Raw genomic sequence first — 18,261 nt, forward strand, 5'->3', positions numbered from 1 at the left:
TCACGACGCCATTCGTTGTGCCAGCGCGGCGTTGCCGAGCGCGATGACATCCCCGATCGTCTTCGCATCCGAGGCGAGGACGGGATCGAGCTCGACGCCTCGGCGTTCTTCGAGGGTGAAGACCACTTCCGCGATCTGTAGGCTGGACAGGCCCAGATCGCGCAGTTCAGTGGTTTCCTCGATAATGATCTTGTCGGCCTGTTTGCCACGAATCGCATGCCTGATCAACGCAGCGATCTCGTCGATGGTGATTGTTTCCATTCCGCGCCCCTTTGAGAAACTCTGTGCCACAGGTGCATTCACTGTGCAGCAGCCCGACCCACGTACCGGAGCCGAGAAAGGTTCGAGACCTCGGGAGCAGAGTCTACGGCAGCCGACGCGGATCTGTACAGGGCCGCAATCATTGCGCTAAGCAATGATTGCGGTGTTGCGCGATATTTTCCGGAGACGATCATGGCGCGTCGAGTGGACCCGAATACCGCTCTGCTGCATGATTCCTGCGTGAACGCCGGACAAATTCGCAATCCTCGCCGTGGAAAACTCGCTAAGCAAGTCGACGCGGTGCTACGCACATCCCGAGCCCTCGTCGGCATCGCGGCCGCTTCCATCGCCGAGGTCGACACCATCGTCTCGGTACCGCAACTGCGCGTGCTCGTCATGGTCCACACCCACGGGACACTCAACCTCGCCACCGTTGCCGCAGGTCTGGAGGTAAATCCCTCCAATGCGAGCCGCACCTGCGATCGACTGATCGCGGCCCGGCTGCTGCAGCGCCACGAATCCGCAACCGACAGACGCCATGTCGAGCTCACCCTGACACCCGCCGGCGAGGAGCTGGTCGACCGAGTCACCACCCACCGGCGGCTCGCGATCGAGCGGATTTTGAAGAAGCTGTCCAGCGCCGAGCGTGACCAGGTCGCCGCCGCGCTCGACCTGTTCGCCGCGACCGCGGGCGAGCCGGACGAGCGCCGGGCGCTCACCATGATCTGGCCCAGAAATTGATCTTGCATCCACAGCAATTGTTATCAGTACGCAATCAATGATCTTAATCTTGCGCTTACGCAACAAATATCAACACGCAAACGACTTTTTGAAACACACTGTGCCCAAAGGTAATACGAGGACCTATTGACTGCAATCCAGACCTCTTGACGTAGCTGACGGTATTGACAAGCATTTCTTGGTGATCAAGACTGCTCACTGCAGCGTTGATGCGTTCCCATTCCGCCGCACCAGATTCCGGCGAGGCGCAATTCAACGATCTGCGTTTGGGGCAACCAGGGGAGTGCGGGATGACCGTCGTCCACACCGGATCTCGAGTGGCAACGCTCGTCGAACTGCTGCGAGTTCGCGCGGACCAGCTGGGCGGCAACACCTGCCTGACCGTGCTGGCCGACGGCGAGTCCGAGCAGGACCGGCTGAGTTACGAGCAACTCGATCGCAAAGCTCGTGCGCTCGCGGTCCGGCTCACTACCGTGGCCGACCCGCTGGATCGGGCGGTCCTGGTGTATCCACCGGGTGTCGATTTTCTCGTCGCGTTTTTCGGCTGCCTTTACGCCGGATTGATCGCTGTCCCGGTCGCACCGCCGCTCGATACCGCGACGGCGACGCGGCTCGCGGGCGTGCTGCGCGACGCGGAACCCGCCTGTGTGCTCACCACCACCATGTTTCGCGACGCGCTGGTGCAGACGCCGGCCCAATTGCCCGCGCTGCGGCTGCTGCCCGCGACCCTGCCGCCGATCCTGGCTACCGACGACGGCACCGACGCCGACCCTGCCGACTGGCGGGCGACATCCGTCGATCCACAGCGAATCGCGATGCTGCAGTACACCTCTGGATCGACGCGAGAACCGCGCGGGGTGATGGTGACGCATGCCAACCTCATGTCGAACCTCGAGTGGCTCAGAGTCGGCATGGCCGTTCCCGAGCGGCCGACTGTCGTCAGCTGGCTGCCGATCTATCACGACATGGGCCTGATCGGCAGCCTGTTCCAGACGCTCTACAACGGCGGCGATTGCGTGATCATGTCGCCGCTCGACTTTCTGGCCAAACCGTCCCGGTGGGTGGCGGCGATCTCGAAGTACCACGCCTCGGCCACCGGGTCTCCCCCGTTCGGGTATGAGCTCTGCGCCAGGAAAATCACCGAGGCCGAACTCGACGGGCTCGACCTGCGCGAGTGGGACATGGCGTGTGTGACGGCGGAGCCGATCCGGGCCACGGGCCTGCGGCAGTTCGCGAAGACGTTCGCGCGGTGCGGGTTTCGGCAAGAAGCGTTTTACCCCTGCTATGGCCTGGCCGAGACGACACTCATGGTCACCGGGGCGATCGCCCGTACCGCACCCGCGGTTCTGCGCGTGTCGCGAGCGGAGCTGCAGCGCGGCCGTGCGGTGACCACCGCTGACGACGCCGACGCCGAACCGCTGGTCTCGTGCGGGACCGCGCGGCCGGAGGAGCGAGTCGCCATCGTCGACCCGGACACCGCCATCGAACGCGATCCTGGCGAGGTCGGCGAGATATGGGTGCACGGGCCGAACGTCACCAGCGGCTATTGGGGGCGCGAGCAAGAGACCGAATCCACCTTCCGGGCAATGCTTTCCGATGGCACCGGCCCGTTTCTGCGCACCGGAGACCTCGGCTTCGTCCGGCACGATGAGCTCTACGTAACCGGCCGCCTCAAAGACCTGCTCATCGTGCACGGACGCAACCTGTATCCGACCGATATCGAATGGGCCGCACAGTCCACCGACCGTAGGCTACGACCAGGGTGCGGTGCCGCGTTCACGGTGGGAGCCGACGACGACGTGTCGGTGGTGCTCGTCAACGAGATCGATCACACCAGGTCCGCAGACTGGGATGAGGTCGGCGCTGCCGTATGCCGCGGCGTGGCAGCGCATTCCGGCCACGCGATCCGACTGGTCCTCATTCCAGGACGCACCATTCCGAAGACGTCGAGCGGCAAGGTTCAGCACGGCCGCTGCCGGAGCATGTATCTGGCGAATGAACTGCCGATCGTCTGGTCGTCGGACGCGCCCGCCACGTCCGATATCGCCACGCGGGCACCGGAAATGGACGCCGAGCAACCGATCCTCGGCACGCTGCGGCGGCTCGTCGCCTCGGCCGTCGACCAAACGCCGGACCGCCTCGACCTCGACCTGCCGGTCAACCGGCTCGGGCTCGATTCCCTGCGCGCTATCGACATCAGAGACGCACTGGCGAGCCGGCTCGGCGCCGACCTCGCGCTGCGCGAATTCTTCGGCGAATCGACCATACGGCAGCTGGCCGAACGGCTTTCGGCCAGCGCGGGCACCAGGCAAGTAGACCGCCGTTCGCCCGCCGACCCCACCGCGCGAACGGAACGCCTGGAGCAGCCGGAATTCGGTCTTAACGAGCTGCAGCAGGCCTACTGCACCGGCCGAAGCGCGGATTTCGAACTCGGCGACGTGGACGCGCACGTCTACGGCGAATACGAAACCACCGACCTCGACCCCGCACGTTTGGAGCAGGCGTGGCTGCACGTTGTCGACCATTACGAAGCGCTGCGAACAGTGGTCTCGGCCAACGGAACTCAGCATGTGCTCGAGCACTGCCCGCCGTGGCGGCTATCGATGGACGACCTGCGCGGGCAGCAACCCGAGAGCGCGGCAGACCTACGCGAGCAGATGTCGCACCAGCGATTCCCGCTCGACAGCTGGCCGCTGTTCGACATCCGCGTACAGCGGCTCGATGACGATCGGTGGCGCGTGCACCTGAGCGCGGCCCTGCTGACCTTGGATGCGGCGTCGTTGATGATCATCGTGCGGGAATGGGGTGAGCTGTATCGCGCCGCCATCACCCGGCTCAGCTCCGACGGCACGTACCGCCCGATCATCGAGGCGCAGGCCGCGCTGCGCGAGTCCGACGGTTACCACCGGTCCCTGTCGCATTGGCAGCGGGTTGTCCCGGCACTGCCGCCCGCTCCCCGCCTCCCGCTGCGGTCGCATGAGGCAACCCGGGTGCGGCCGGGGTTCGTCCGGCATCCCGGCGCTTTGCCACCGCGGCAATGGCAGTCGCTCACCAAACATGCCGCCGACCTCGGCCTTACGCCGACCGTGGCATTGCTGGCCGCCTACGCCGAGGTCCTGGCTAACTGGAGTGAGGATCCGCGTTTCACCGTCAGCGTGACCATGCGGCACCGGCCCATCGGCGTGGGGCCGACGGTCGGTCCGTTCGCCGACTTCCTGCCGACCGGCATCGACTGGTCGCCGAGTGGATCGTTCGCCGAGCGGGCGGTGCGGTTACGGGACCGGCTGCTCGACGATCTCGATCACCGCGAGATCGGCGGCGTGCGGATACTCCGCGAACTCGCTCACGCGCAGGGACTTCCGCGCAGCCGCGCGGCGATGCCGGTGGTGTTCACGCCCGTCCTTCGCGACCTCTCGGCGTTCGACTGGCTCGGTGAGCAGGTCTACGGGAGCTCGCAGACTCCACAGGTGTACCTGGACAATCAAGTGTTCCTGCGCGATGGCGGCCTCCAATTCCATTGGGACGCTGTCGATCAGCTCTTTCCGCCCGGCGTTGCCGAAGACATGGTCGAGGCCTATTCGCGGCTGCTCGAGCACCTGGCCTCCGGCGCCTCGGCGTGGACAACCGGCATCGATCTGCTGCCGGAGGCGCAACGACAGCGGCGGACACGGGTCAACGCGACTTCGGTGCCTTTCCCCGCGGTACGGCTCGACGAGTTGTTCCTCCGGCAGTGCGAGCGCACCCCGGACGCGCCGGCGCTGCTCTGCCCGACGCGCTCCTTCACTTACCAAGAGTTGCGCGCCGCGGCGACCGACCTGGCGGGATGGCTACAAGCCCAGGAAATCGGTCCCGGGGCCCTCGTCGCTGTGGTCACTGAGAAGGGCTGGGAGCAGGTTGTCGCCGTGCTGGCGACACTGCTCTGCGGGGCCGCGTATCTGCCGCTGGCGCCGGATCTGCCCGCGGCCAGATTGGCGGGTGTTCTGGATCAAGCCGGTGCCACGGTCGTCCTCACCCAGACCAGATTGCAACGAAAGGTCGCCTGGCCGAACACGATCCGGGCGGTTCCCGTCGATGCGCTGGGCAGCACCGAGGCAAGCGCGTTCACACCCCCCACCTGCACCTCGCCCGCGGATCGCTGCTGTGTCTTCTATACCTCGGGATCGACCGGCACCCCCAAGGGCGTCGAGGTATGCCATCGCGGAATGGTGAACGCGATCCTCGACACCAATCGAACATTCGACATCGGGCCCGCCGACCGGGCACTGGCGATCACCGACCTGCATCACGACATGTCGGCGTTCGATCTTTTCGGACCGTTGGCCGTTGGCGGCGCGGTGGTGGTCGTGCCGCCGCAACGCAGGCGCGATCCCGCTACCTGGCTGGCACTCATCGAGCGCCACCGGGTCACCCTCTGGAACTCCGTGCCCGCCACCATGACAATGCTGATCGAACACGTCGAGGCCAACGATGTGCCGCTCTGCCCAAGCCTGCGGCTGGTCTTGCTCGGCGGCGACTGGATCCCGCTCGAGCTGATCGATCGCATCCGGGACCGCGCGCCGGCCGCCGATATCGTCAGCGTCGGCGGGCCGACCGAAACAACGCTGTGGAACATCTGGTACCGCATCGGCGCGATCGCACCGGACTGGGTGAGCATTCCTTACGGCACGCCGATCGCCAATACGCACTACTACGTCCTCGACGCGGCACTGCGCGACCGCCCCGACTTTGTCCCCGGCGAGCTGTGCAGCGCAGGGCCGGGTACCTCCCCCGGCTATCTGAACGATCCCGAGCGCACCGAGGCCAAGTTCGTCGAACACCCAGCCACCGGCGAAATGCTGTGCCGGACCGGAGATTTCGGGCGCTGGTTGCCGGATGGCACCATCGAGATGCTCGGCAGGCACGACGGCCAGATCCAACTGGACGGTCGCCGGATCGAACTTCGCGAGATCGAAACGGTGCTGGCCCGGCACCCATGGGTCCATTCCTGCGCGGTCACCCATGACGAACACGGCCACGGCCGCAACCGGTTGGTCGCCCATGTCGTGGCGGCCGCGGATGTCGAGCGCGCGGACGCACCCGCCGCGCTCGACACACACCTTCGCGAACAGCTGCCGCCACACATGATTCCCGGCCGCCTGCGCTTGGTCGACTCGATCCCGTTGTCCGCCAACGGTAAAACGGATCGGCAAGCACTGATGGACGGGTCACGGCAGGAACCGAAGCCGCCAGCAAGGTCCGGCGGCGACACCGCCGATACGGTCGCCGACGTCGTCGAAAAGGTGCTCGGGCGCACGGGGATTCCGCGAGACCGCGACCTCGCCGACATCGGTGTCGGCTCGCTGGACATGGTGCGCATCGCCAATGAGCTCGAGCATGCCTTCGGGTTCCGCCCGGACATCGACCGCCTGTTCACGCTGTCGACCGTCGAGGCCCTGGCGAGGTATTACGGAGCGGAGACACCAGGCCCGGCAGCGGTTTCCGCCCCACAAGGACCGATGATCGAGGACCCAGACAGCCGTCTCGCCTTCCGCGCTCAACGCAACGGCCTGCGCCGCGAGCTGCGCACCGGCCGGGCCGTCATCGCGCTGCCGGTCGATGATTCGCGACGCCCCGAGGTCTTCCGGCGGCCGACGCAGCGGTCGTTCTCGCCCGCGCCGATCCCGATGGCGGCGCTCACCGGACTGCTCGGCGTGCTTCGCGATGCCGGTACCTCGGAGTCGGCGCCGCGCTACGCGTACGGCTCCGGCGGCGGCAGCTATGCGGTGCAGACCTACCTGCACATCAAGGCGAACCGCGTCACCGACGTGCCCGCGGGCACCTATTACTACGATCCCCGCGAGCATGCGCTCATCTGCTTGGGTCCCAACGCCGAAGGCTGCACCCGCGAGCTGCACTGGCGCTGGAACCGAGAACCGTTCGATCGAGCGGCATTCTCCGTGTACCTCGTCGCGGCGCTCGACGCGATCGAGCCGCTGTACGGCGATCGCAGCGTCCACTTCGCCACGGTCGAGGCAGGCCTGATGACCCAGCTGCTGGAAATGGCCGCCACCACTTGCGGACTCGGGCTCTGCCAGATCGGCGACCTCGACTTTTCCAGGGTCGCATCGCAGTTCGCGCTCGATGACCGGCATGTCCTGGTGCACTCGCTGCTCGGCGGGGGCATCGCCCGACCCGGCGAGGACTCGATCGCTCGCACAGCGGACCGGGCGGCCGAGGCGTCCCACACCGGCGACCTCACCCGACCGGCAAGCGAGGTCAGCGTCGAATTACTCAGGGCACAAGCAACACTCGACCCAGGCATCCGCCCCGCCGAGCCGCCACCGATACGCTCCGGCACCCAGCCGCCACAGGTGCTGCTCACCGGTGCCACCGGATTCCTCGGCGGCTTCGTCTTGCACGAGCTGCTGGCTCGCGGGCGACACGTCACCTGCCTGGTACGAGCGACCGACCCGGACGCCGCGCTGAACCGATTGCAGCGCAACGCCGATCGGCTCGGCATCGGCCGGAATCTGCGCCGATGCACGCTGGTGGCGCTGCCCGGCGATATCTCTCGCCCGCTGCTCGGGCTGACCCGCGCGCAGTACGACGAACTGACCGCTTCGGTGAGCGCCATCTATCACTGTGCGGCACAGGTGAACTGGACGAAATCCTACGCCGAGCTCGAGTCCGCCGAGGTCGAGGGGACGCGCGAGGTGTTGCGGGCGGCCGTCCATCAGGTCCCCACACCGGTGCACTACGTTTCCTCGCTGGCCGTCTTCCCTTTCGACGGCACACCGATGAGCGAGACGCACGATCTCGACCACGGCGGGCGGCTGCTCGGCGGCTACGCCCAGGCGAAATGGGTCGGCGAGGCGGTCGTCGCCGAGGCCGCCCGGCGCGGGCTGCCGTTGGCCATCTACCGGCCGCCACTCATCTCCGGGCACAGCCGCACCGGCCTGTTCAATCCTGACTCCTATTTCGAACGAATGATCAAGGGCTGCTTGGAGATCGGCATCGCACCGCGGCTAGGCGGAGTGATCGACGTCGCGCCGGTCGACTATGTCGCCGGTGCGCTGGTCGACCTCGCGGAGCTGGCCGATACCAGCGGACAGGTGTTCCACCTCAACAACCCGGAACCGATGCCGTTCGCCGCCTTCATCGACTGGGTCCGCGCCCGCGGATACGACGTCGGCACCGTGCCGTTTTCGCAATGGCAGGCCGGGCTCGCCGCGGCGAAGCCCGGCGCACTGCACCCCCTCGCGGACCATCTGCGGCACGCCTCCCCCGCGCACCTGACCACCGCCGCCCACGAGTGCGCGCGGACCGTTGCCGTCCTCGCTTCGTCAGGCCGCATCTGCCCACCGATCGACGACACGCTGCTCGGAACCTACTTCACCGCTTTCGAAAACAGCGGATTCCTGGATGGGAGGTCACTATGACCACCTCGCACCGCCCTACCGGCTTCTTCCGAGTCGGCGGCTCCTTCGCCATGGTGATGGCCGGTCTGTACATAGTCATCGTGGCGACCTACGCGTTTCTCCCGCACGATCTCAAGGTCGTCGGCACCGGCGATCCGGCCGTCTACTATCCGGGTCTGCTGCGCCATCCCACGGCGGCGTTGCTGCTCGACTGGGAGACCGGCGTGCTCGGCTTCTTCGGCGTCGCGGTGGTGCTGGCGGTGAGCGAGTTCGCGCGCCGCGACGCAGCCGAATGGTGGATCCGCTACACCTCGATCCTCGCCACCTTCGGCTATCTGATCATGTCGCTCGACTCGCTGCGCGGCGGCGTGCTGCACAAGCTGCGCGCGCAAACCTGGGTCGACGGCGACGCCTCGACCCGTGCGGCGATCGGCGCGACCCGGCTCACGCTCGACTATTACGGCTGGTTCGCCTTCGGCGCGGTGGGCGTGTGGCTGATCGCGGCGAACATCACGATGCTGAGAGACGGTCGGATCTCCCGGCCGCTGGCGCTGCTCGGGATGGTCGTCGGCACCGCGCACGTGGCCTTCATGATCGGTGAGTCGGTCCAGTCGGTGCCGGTGATCGATGTCAGCATCGTCGTCGGCCTGCTGGCGGGCATCGTCTGGCTCGGGGCGATCGGGCTGATCCTCTGGCGCACCACCGATTCGGTCATCGCGACACCGCGGCCCGCGATCGAGGTGAGCGAGGTATGAGCGAGCTGCGAACCGAACGGCCCGAGGGGCAGCCGACTATCGGCGGCATCGTCGAACACTGGTACGCCTGCTGGGGAACGGGCAGCGGCACGCTGCTCGATGTTGTTGCGGCACATATCCGAAGCGTGCGCCCGAGCACCCGGCTTTGGCTCGACACGATCATGCCGGTGGCGGTGATCGCGGTGCTCACCGAGGGTGAAATACCTTGGCGCACCGCCATCGTCGCGGTGCTGGCGATGAACTTCATCCATATCGGCGCGACGCTGCTCAACGACGTGAAGGACCGCGACACAGACGGTGGTTCGACCGAGATCCTGCGCCGCACCCGCCCCATCGCCACCGGCGTGATCGCGCCGCGCCACGCGCTCATCGAGGCCGTCATCTGCGTGCTGATCGGGGTGGTGGTCACGGTCTTCGCCCGATGGCAACTGACGGTCGCCGCGGCAGCGCTCGCCGTGCTCATCGCACAGCACGAGTTGCCGCCGATCCGAACTCAGAGCCGCCCCATCATCTCTCAGCTGGCCGGGCTCATCGGGCTCGCCGGTATCGTCGCCGCGATCGTGCTCGCGGTCGGCGCGGCCCCCCGCGCGCAGGCCTGGCCGTACCTGCTGTTCACCGTCGTCTACCTCGGTATCGGCGAGATGCTCGCCAAGGACGTCCGCGACGCGGACAACGACGCCGCGGGCGGAAAGCTCACCACCGCGGTGAAATACGGGCCGGCCACGGCCACCGCGGCCGCCGCCGTCGCCTACGCCGTCGCCACCGGTTGCTGGCTGTGGTTCACCGCCTGCGCTCCGCCCGGCGTCGCCACGGGCTGGCTGCTGGTGGCGGCGGTGCTGTTGCTGGGCTGGGTGGCTTGGTCGGTCAACACCGCCCGCTTGCTCGGTCAGCACTTCGACAAGTCGGTGGCACGACGGCTGCATCGCGGGTCGGCGCTGGTGTTCTGCGTCGTCAATGTGGTTCTGCTGACCGGATATCTGACGAGATGAACTCCATCGGACATGACCTGCTGATCGCCGTCGGCGCGATGGTGGCCGTCGCCGTGCTGCTTGCCGGGTTCGGGCGCGCCTCGGCCAAGATGCGCACGGCACGCGACGTACCGCGAAAGATCGCGCACGGGCTCTGCGGCGTCGTCATCGCCGTCGCCACCTATCAGCTGACCAGCCTGGCCGTCGCCATCGCCGTGCTGGCGAGCACGGCGGTCGTGCTGGTTGTCGCGGTGGAACGCCACCTCATTCCGGACATCCTCGACGGCAGCCGCATTCGGGACTACGGATACGTCGGCTTCGCACTCGGGCTGGTAGTCGCGGCCGCCTTGTTCTGGCCGGACCGGCACGCGATCGCCTGCGGCGCGCTGACCCTCGGCCTGGCCGATTCCGGTGCGGCACTGGTCGGTAGCCGATTCGGCCGCCATCGGGTCACCGCGGGCGGGGTGCAGCGCTCATTGGAGGGCTCGGTGACCTTCGCGACGATCGCGGCTCCGATCGCCTTCGCCTTCATGCTGCTCGGATACCACGCGTCGCTGCCGGTCGCCCTTGCCGTCGCGGTATTCGTCGGCGTGACGACCGCATCGATCGAACTGCTCGTTCCGCCAGCCGCGGACAATCTCTTGATCACGCCGTGGGTCGCGCTGCTGCTGGACCTCGGCCGAAACCTGGACTCCGGCACCGCATTACGATGGCTTATCGCGGCCGTCATCGCCTACGCGGCCACGCCGGTGCTGGTGCGGCTGCGGTGGCTCGATCTGCCGGGAGCCATCGCCGCCGCCCTCGTCACCGCCGCCGCGATCGGCCTGGGCGGGTGGACCTGGCTGGCCCCGGTTGCCGCCTTCTTTGTGCTGTCGAGCATCATCACCGCGTTGCACCGAGACGAGCACGGCGCGAGCATGCGCGGACTGCCGCAGGTCATGGTGAACGGCGTTGCCCCCGTGCTACTTCCGGTCGTCGGTTACGCACTGACGAAAAGCCCGGTGTGGTTCTTCGTCTACGTCGGCGGGATCGCGGCGTCCAATGCCGACACCTGGGCGTCGGAAATCGGCCGCTTCTCCCCGCGCCCACCGGTGTCGCTGCGGACCCGGACGCGGGTGCCACCCGGCACCTCCGGCGCGGTGTCCACGCTCGGCTTCGCCGCGACATCGCTGGGCGGCGCGGCGATCGGCGTCGTCGGCGCGCTGGTGGAAAATCCGGCACTCATCGTCGTCGGGCTCGCGGCGGGGATCGCCGGTTCACTGGCGGACTCGGTGCTCGGCGCGACCGTTCAGGGGCGGTTCCGTTGCCCGTCCTGTCACCGGCCGGTCGAGGACCGCAGGCACTGCGGCGTGCAAACCGCGCAGGCCACCGGAATTCGCTGGGTCGACAACGAAGTCGTCAACGCACTCGCCAACGCGACAGGCATGGTAGTCGCACTCTCCCTCTTCGTTTTGGTGTCGGCATGAATACCTATGACCTCAGTTCGATGGACGCCACCAGGCGCCTGCGTCTCGTCGCGGCGCACCTCGGATTGCTCACGCGTTCGCTTCGACCCACCACCCGGGTGTGGTACGACATCCTCGCGCCGTTGGCGATGATCGCGGTGCAGGTGGGCCGCGATTTGCCTTGGGCACCATCGTGTCTCGCCATCTCGGCGGTGGTGCTGTTCCACGGTGGGCAAACGTTGTTCAATGACGTCGCCGATATCGCGGTGGATCAGGCGAGCTCCGAGCGGTCCCGGCAGCGCCGCGCTTTCGTTCGCGGCGCGCTGTCCCGGCGTGAGCTGCTCGTGGGCGGTTGGCTGCTTGTCGCGGCCGCGGGCCTGCTTTCCGTGCTGCTCGCCCCCATCAACCAGCTGTTATTCCTCGTCGCGCTGCCGCTGACGCTCGCCTACAACTTCAAACCCGTCGGGCTGTCCGGACGGCCGCTGGCGACGCCGGTCTTCTGGCCGGTGACCTGGGTGCTCATGTACCTGTACTGTGCGGCGGCCATCGATTTCCGCGGCTGGCAGCACGGTCTGGCCTATCTCACGTTCGTGGCCGTGTTCATGGGTCTCGGCGAAGGACTATGTCAAGACATCCGCGATGTCGACAACGACGCTGCGGGCGGGCGTATCACCACGGTCGTCCATTTCGGTGTCGAACGCGCGACCACCTGGGCGTGGCTCGCCTTCGCGCTCTCGCTCGCGCCTTGGCTGTGGCACGTCTACGTATCCGGCATGCCGGTGATCGGGGCCGTGCTCGGCACCGGCGTCTTGATCGTCTGGCTGGCGGCGGCACTGCGGCACGTCCGTCGTATCCACACCCGCTATCGCAAGGAAGATGGGCGGTTCCTGCATATCGGCGCCATCGTCACGTTCAGCTGCATGAACGTCCTGGTGTTCGGGCTCGCGGTGGCATCTTGAACCAGACTCCAGTTATGTTGCGGGACCGTCGGTTTCGGACGCAACAAGCGTTGCCCTGGTCAGGATTCGGCCGTAGCGCACATCTTCGACGGCCAAGCCTGCCGCCGTGGCGAGGTCCACGAGCCGGCTGCCGATGGGCGTCCTGCTCCACAGCTCCGGGTCGAGGCCTTCGCCGCGACTCCGTGTCACCGATTTGACGACGGATATCGAAACACGGAAAACGCGCTCGATCAATGGTGACAATCGCGAACCAGGACCGCGAAGAATGAGCAGCAGTTTTCCATCAGGACGCAGTAGTCTGCGAAGTTCGGCCAATGCGGGTACCGGGTCGGGCATGGTGTCGAGCACTCCGCTACACAGCACGGCGTCGAATGAACCGCTCCGAAACGGTGCCGCGGTGATATCCCCTTGCAGGACAAGAACACCGCATTCTTCGGCAAGGTATTGTTTGGCCCGAAGTACATAGGCCTGAGAGAAGTCCATAGCGACGACGCGCGGGCGGGTCTCGGTGCGGGCGATAAATCGCGACCAATAGCCCGCGGCCGCACCCGCATCGAGAACCGCCGCGCGGTCGCGGACGGAATCCGACAGCCAGGTGTGCAGGCCGGGAAAGCCGAATCGCCAAATCAGATGAAAGGTGGCCGTATACAGCCCGGCCGTGGAATCGTACAGGTGCCGTCGACGGCGACTCAGGTCCGCCGACGCCGGGTCCATTGCCGCAGACCGCTCGGACATGCGCGGCACCCCCTTCGTCAGGACTGCTCGCCGCCCACCGACACGTTCGGCGAAATGCCTAGTCGTTCCGGGTGTTCGGTCACGGCAACGATCTGCTCGGCGGGATGCGGAACCATCCGTCGCCGCGCCAGGTCCAGCACCGCGCCGAGGGTGATGACCTCGGCCGCCAGACTGCCGTCCACCTTGCGGACCTCCTGTTTGATCCGGTAGGTCCGGCCTGAATTCCACTCGAACTCACAGGTCACGTCCACCTCTTCGCCCAGTCGCAACTCACGATGGAACCGGGTGGTGACCTCCAGATCAATGGGCCCGAAACCTTTCTCGACGAGTTCGTCGACCCGAGCGCCCGCGTTCCGAATACATTCCATACTCGAATAGTGTGCCCACTGCTGATAGACAACCGCGCTCACGTGCCCTTGGGCATCGATCTCGTAGTCACGGACTGGTATACGAATACTGAACGGCTCCACCGTGATCACTACCTTCAACGTGTGCGAGAAAATCATCATTGCCGATTTACGGCAATACTACGCGGCTATGGGATGGTCAACAAGGCGAATTCGCCGCCGAAAACTCTACTCCACGACCGTGGTCGAGTTCGGCGCTACACGTATGTCACATCGACCGCCGGAATCGACCGCGTCCGCACGTCGCGGGACACGCGGCCACTCTCGCATACTATTGCGCATAGCAACTGTTGCACACGGCTACTATCCTGTTGATGGACGCCCGAGGCGCCCGACCGCTGCCGACAGCACAGGAGGGAGCCGTGGTCATGACTACGGAAATGGCTGGGCCGCTTTAGCTTTCGCAAAGGCAACGGCAATGACCGAAGCAGCGGAAACGAGCACCCCGGCGTCATCGCGCCGCGGGCGTGGCGCGCCGTGACGCGCTGATCCGGGCCACCGTCGAGGTGGTGGCCGAGCAGGGCATGGCCGGTGTCACCCACCGAGGCGTTGCGGGTATTCATCGCCGAACGGGTGCGGGCGCTGACCGCCCTCAACGACGCGCTCACCGCCACCGACCACGACAGCACCGACATGCCAACACTTTTCGCGGACGCCGTAGCCGCGGACCGCACGCAGACCACGGCCATGATCGAGGCGATGCTGCACGCAGGCCGTCACCCGGCACAGCGCAGGGCGGTCGGCGAGGAATCCCAGCAGGTCGACCGAAAAGCACTACGCCGCGCCATCCAGTCGCTGTTCGTGGGCGAACTCATCGCGGCAGGCAGAATCGAGGACGCCCCGCACCTGCGGTGAACGACAATCCGATGCCTTTTCCGCCCGGCATCCCCGCGAGGCCCAACAGCATGAGGTACCCCGGCGGGGCGGCGCTGGTCTGCAACGTGACTGATCCGTCGTCGTTGCGGACCACGGCGAATGCCTGTGGGCTCGCCCCCATCATGTCGATTGCGACGGTGCTCGCTCCGGCGAGTACCAATGCCGCGATGGTAATGCCTGCCGCGCGACGCGTGAATTGCCGCGGTGCCGACCGGACAGCACCACCCACTCCAACGCACATCGGCTAGTTGCGGATGTGCTGCGCCGCTACAGCTCTCGTCCCGCGGCCCGCCTCGTAGGCGGCTAGGGCGTTTGGCTGCCGATATCCCGTGAGTGCCGCAGATCGGCCTGATAGCGGCCCGGGGTCTGGCCGATGATTGCGGTGAAGGCTTCTATGAAGCTGGTGGGGTTGGACCAGCCGCAGCGGACCGCGATCTCGGTGACCGAGTGGCCGTGCACGAGATGCACCAGGGCATGCTGCACGCGCAGTAGTGTGCGCCACTGGTTGAAGCTCATGTCCAGCTCGGTCCGGAAGAGGCGGCTGAGGGTTCGCTCGCTCGCGCCAACGGCTCGTCCCAGTTCCTCGAGCGTGGCCGGGGAGGCCGGATCGGCGTGCAGCCGGTCGGTCACGGCGCGCAGTCGGTCGTCGACCGGTTCGGGCAAATGCAGCGACTGCTCGGGCAGTTCGGTCAGCTCGTCGACGATCACCCGCAGCAGCCGGTCTGCGACGGTCGGCCGCAGCGTGCTGCCGCCGGTGAGCTTCAACACCGCCTCGCGCAGCAGCCCGGACACCGCGAACACGCTCGGATGCGCGGGAAGTGCGGCACACAATGCTTCTGGCACCTCGAGGATGCTGATCTCGGTGTCGCCGTAGGCGCGGTGATAGTGCTCGAAATGCGGCGGGGTCCAGGAGATTCGGTTCGCAGGCGATACCCAGGTGCCACCCACGGTGGTGGTGGCCAGCACCCCGCTGGCCGCGTACAGCAGCTGACCCTGCTCATGGGAATGCGGTGCGATGCCCTCGCCGTGCGTCAGCGCCCAGCGGCCCTGGATGTCGTCGTAGCCGAACCACGGGATCTGGCGGTGTTGGGGCACAACCCATGGTGACACTGATCTTGGCGGAAATCCGGAATCCGCTGTCCGCATAGCGGTAGCAGGCAACGCCCATCGAGGACGACATTGGTTAGGGACACCTAATCAAGGAGATCGAGATGTCGATTGCGGTAACCGGAACTCGGACGCGGCCACCCGAGTCCGATGTGGACGTGGGCCGGGTCCTGGCGCCACTGATGTTGGGCGCGTTGGCATATGGCGTCCTGGGGTCGGTCGTCGTCCCGGTGCTCCCCCTGCTGCAGCGAGACCTGCACACCAGCGAGAACGGCGTCACCTGGTTATTGACGGCCTACTTCCTCGCCGCCGCCGCGGCGACCGCGGTGATCGGCCGACTCGGCGATATGTTCGGCAAGCGGCGGATGCTGCTACTCGTCCTGGCCGTCATGGCCGCGGGCGGACTCGTCTGCGCCGTGTCGAATTCGCTCGCCCCGGAAATCGCCGGACGCGCGATGCAGGGACTCGCGGGTGGGTTGTTCCCGCTGGCGTTCGGCATCATTCGCGACGAATTCCCGCACGAGCGCGTCGCGGCGGGTATCGGTGCGGTGACCGCGATGATCGGCGTCGGCGCGGTCGGGATCATCCTGCCCGGCCTCATCCTGCCGTACCTGAACTGGCACTGGCTGTTCTGGATTCCGATGCTCATCACGCTGATCGCCGCGGTCGGCACCTTGATACTGGTGCGCGAGTCCCCGGTGCGCCCTGGCGGGCGGGTCAACTGGCTCAACGCGGCGTTGATGGTCATCGGTGTCACGGCCGTGGTGCTGGGGATCAGCGAAGGGGGCCACTGGGGTTGGGCGGCGGGCCGCACCCTCGGGGTCATTATCGGCGGTGTGGCAGTGTGCGGTATCTGGATCGCCGCCGAGACGCTCGGCAGCAGGCCACTGATCAACATGAGCTTGATGCGGCTGCGCGGGGTGTGGACCACCAACGTCGTCGCCCTACTGTTCGGCGCGGGCATGTACGGTGCCTTCGCCGTCTACCCGATCTTCGCCCAACTCCCGCCGGTAGCCGGATTCGGTTATCACGCAGGCATTCTGGCGTGCGGGCTGTACTGCCTGCCGATGTCGATCCCGACGATCATCGTCAGCCCGTACGCCGGGCGGCTGGCCGCCAGGATCGGCGCGACGACCGCCCTCACCATCGGAACCCTGATCACCGCGGCGGGATTCGGCTACATGGCCGTGTGGAGCGCACACCCCTACGACATGATGATCAGCCTCGGACTCATGGGGCTCGGCTTCGGCGTCGCCTTCCCCACCCTCATGACCGTGATCGTGCATTCGGTTCCCGTCGCGAACGTCGCGGAGACGACCGGCATGAACACCGTCGTCCGCATGCTCGGCGGCGCGATCGGCACCCAGGTCACCGCGGCCCTGATCGCGGGCCATCGGCGCGACGGACTACTCACCCCGGCGGGCTTCACCGCCTCCTATCTCACGCTGGCCGCGTTCATGGTCGTGGCCGCGCTCGCTGCTTTCGCCGTGCGCACCCGCCGGAGTGCGTAACAGGCCAGAACTCAATCACTTTGTGCACAAGGAGGTTTCGGACATGATCGAAAATCGAATCGCCGACCGTCTGGCGATCGGCGAGCTGATGTCGGGCTGGATCCATCGCGACCGGCAGCAGTGGGACGAACTGGCCGGGCTGTTCCACGAGGACGCGACACTGACCATCCTGTGGTTCTCCGGCAGCGCCCGCGACTTCATCGACGGCTCCCGTCGCCTCAGCGGCGGCCCGTTGCGCAATAAGCACTTCATCGGCTCCCCGGCCATCGAATTCGCGGGCGATCGCGCGTTCGTCGAGACCAACGTGATCCTGCTGGCCGACCACCTCGACTCCGGTCTCGGCGCGACGATCCACAACCGCTTCCTCGATCGCGTGCGCCGCGACGACGGCGTCTGGCGCATCGCACATCGCGACTCCGTCTACGACCTGGGCGGATTCACCTACCCCTTCGGCGTCGACGGCGCGGAGCACATCGACGCCGAGGCCCTCAGCCGTCGCCACCCCCGCGAATACGCGGCACTGGCCTACCTGCTCGAACGCAGCGGGGTCCCGGTGACCGGCACGTATCCGACCCGCTTCAGCGACCGGGAGCGCACCATCCTCGAATCGGGTCACGCCTGGCTGGACGGCAAGTGACCATGGGAAACCTCGAGGGAAAGGTCGCGCTGGTCACCGGCGGCAGCCGCGGCATCGGGCGCGGCATCGCCGAACGCTTGGCCCGCGACGGCGCTTTGGTCGCGGTGCACTACGGCAGTAACGAAGCAGCGGCGCGGCAGACCGCAGCGGCCATCGCCGAGGCCGGTGGTCGGGCGTTCATCGTGGGTGCCGAGTTGGGCGTTCCCGGCGATGTAGAGGCTCTCGCGAACGGTCTGGATGCTGAACTGAATGCGCATGGGGAGTGGGGAATCTATCGGCCTGACCGCCCTCGGCCGGATCGGCCAAGTCCCCGATATCGCCGACGCGGTGGCCTTCCTGGCCTCCGAGGACGCCCGCTGGATCACCGGCGCCACGATCGATGTCACCGGCGGTGCCGGCCTATGAATAGCGGTCCCACCGGGGCCTGTCAAACCGGTTGCCGAGAAGCGGGGCCGGCGAACC

At 66.8% G+C, this 18,261-nt stretch carries 14 protein-coding genes and 1 pseudogene; 11 read left to right on the top strand and 4 right to left on the bottom strand.

Annotated features, from left to right (window positions below):
• On the bottom strand, window positions 1–261 hold the full coding sequence (locus ACIA8C_RS09110) for an acyl carrier protein (protein WP_397132582.1): 261 nt from the start codon (window positions 259–261) through the stop codon (window positions 1–3).
• Between the two features lie 240 nt (window positions 262–501).
• On the opposite strand from ACIA8C_RS09110, the gene ACIA8C_RS09115 reads away from it, so the two are divergent.
• The 6 genes from ACIA8C_RS09115 to ACIA8C_RS09140 all read left to right on the top strand — a co-directional run bounded on the left by ACIA8C_RS09115 (window position 502) and on the right by ACIA8C_RS09140 (window position 12,526).
• Entirely contained in the window at window positions 502–1,002 is a 501-nt protein-coding gene (locus tag ACIA8C_RS09115) for a MarR family winged helix-turn-helix transcriptional regulator (RefSeq protein ID WP_397132584.1), read from the top strand.
• A 290-nt stretch (window positions 1,003–1,292) separates the two neighbouring features.
• Window positions 1,293–8,420: an amino acid adenylation domain-containing protein gene (locus ACIA8C_RS09120; RefSeq protein ID WP_397132586.1), complete on the top strand. Its 7,128-nt coding sequence runs from the start codon at window positions 1,293–1,295 to the stop codon at window positions 8,418–8,420.
• Window positions 8,417–9,154, top strand: a complete 738-nt coding sequence (locus tag ACIA8C_RS09125) for a hypothetical protein (protein WP_397132588.1) — start codon at window positions 8,417–8,419, stop codon at window positions 9,152–9,154. Before ACIA8C_RS09120 ends, ACIA8C_RS09125 begins: the two co-directional genes overlap by 4 nt.
• Window positions 9,151–10,143: a UbiA family prenyltransferase gene (locus tag ACIA8C_RS09130; protein WP_397132590.1), complete on the top strand. Its 993-nt coding sequence runs from the start codon at window positions 9,151–9,153 to the stop codon at window positions 10,141–10,143. Before ACIA8C_RS09125 ends, ACIA8C_RS09130 begins: the two co-directional genes overlap by 4 nt.
• Complete coding sequence (locus ACIA8C_RS09135) at window positions 10,140–11,588, top strand: DUF92 domain-containing protein (protein ID WP_397132592.1); 1,449 nt, start codon at window positions 10,140–10,142, stop codon at window positions 11,586–11,588. The genes ACIA8C_RS09130 and ACIA8C_RS09135 overlap by 4 nt, the downstream gene beginning before the upstream one ends.
• Entirely contained in the window at window positions 11,585–12,526 is a 942-nt protein-coding gene (locus ACIA8C_RS09140; RefSeq protein ID WP_397132594.1) for a prenyltransferase, read from the top strand. Before ACIA8C_RS09135 ends, ACIA8C_RS09140 begins: the two co-directional genes overlap by 4 nt.
• Window positions 12,527–12,538: 12 nt before the next feature.
• Here the strand turns inward: ACIA8C_RS09140 and ACIA8C_RS09145 are convergent, their stop codons facing one another.
• Window positions 12,539–13,261: a class I SAM-dependent methyltransferase gene (locus ACIA8C_RS09145; RefSeq protein ID WP_397132596.1), complete on the bottom strand. Its 723-nt coding sequence runs from the start codon at window positions 13,259–13,261 to the stop codon at window positions 12,539–12,541.
• Between the two features lie 17 nt (window positions 13,262–13,278).
• Window positions 13,279–13,770, bottom strand: coding sequence for an acyl-CoA thioesterase (locus ACIA8C_RS09150; protein ID WP_397132598.1), 492 nt, complete (start codon window positions 13,768–13,770; stop codon window positions 13,279–13,281).
• Window positions 13,771–14,199: 429 nt separating this feature from the next.
• Here ACIA8C_RS09150 and ACIA8C_RS09155 point away from each other — a divergent pair, with 429 nt between their 5' ends.
• Entirely contained in the window at window positions 14,200–14,523 is a 324-nt protein-coding gene (locus ACIA8C_RS09155) for a hypothetical protein (protein ID WP_397132600.1), read from the top strand.
• A 324-nt stretch (window positions 14,524–14,847) separates the two neighbouring features.
• On the opposite strand, the gene ACIA8C_RS09160 is transcribed toward ACIA8C_RS09155, so the two are convergent.
• The gene (locus tag ACIA8C_RS09160; protein ID WP_397132602.1) at window positions 14,848–15,639 is read right to left on the bottom strand and encodes a helix-turn-helix domain-containing protein; all 792 of its coding nucleotides are present in this window, start codon (window positions 15,637–15,639) and stop codon (window positions 14,848–14,850) included.
• 116 nt (window positions 15,640–15,755) lie between these two features.
• On the opposite strand from ACIA8C_RS09160, the gene ACIA8C_RS09165 reads away from it, so the two are divergent.
• From ACIA8C_RS09165 to ACIA8C_RS09180, 4 genes and pseudogenes are all read left to right on the top strand, one after another.
• Window positions 15,756–17,162: an MFS transporter gene (locus ACIA8C_RS09165; RefSeq protein ID WP_397132604.1), complete on the top strand. Its 1,407-nt coding sequence runs from the start codon at window positions 15,756–15,758 to the stop codon at window positions 17,160–17,162.
• 43 nt (window positions 17,163–17,205) lie between these two features.
• Window positions 17,206–17,799, top strand: a complete 594-nt coding sequence (locus ACIA8C_RS09170) for a nuclear transport factor 2 family protein (protein WP_397132606.1) — start codon at window positions 17,206–17,208, stop codon at window positions 17,797–17,799.
• A 2-nt stretch (window positions 17,800–17,801) separates the two neighbouring features.
• A pseudogene (locus ACIA8C_RS09175) lies at window positions 17,802–17,987 on the top strand (SDR family NAD(P)-dependent oxidoreductase); the annotation flags it as partial.
• A gap of 61 nt (window positions 17,988–18,048) precedes the next feature.
• Window positions 18,049–18,204 carry an SDR family oxidoreductase gene (locus ACIA8C_RS09180; protein ID WP_397132608.1) on the top strand — a complete coding sequence of 52 codons (156 nt, stop codon included), beginning with the start codon at window positions 18,049–18,051 and terminating at the stop codon, window positions 18,202–18,204.
• Window positions 18,205–18,261: the final 57 nt, after the last annotated feature.

This window comes from Nocardia sp. NPDC051321 (assembly GCF_044455225.1).
In the GTDB taxonomy this organism is placed as follows: Bacteria; Actinomycetota; Actinomycetes; order Mycobacteriales; family Mycobacteriaceae; genus Nocardia.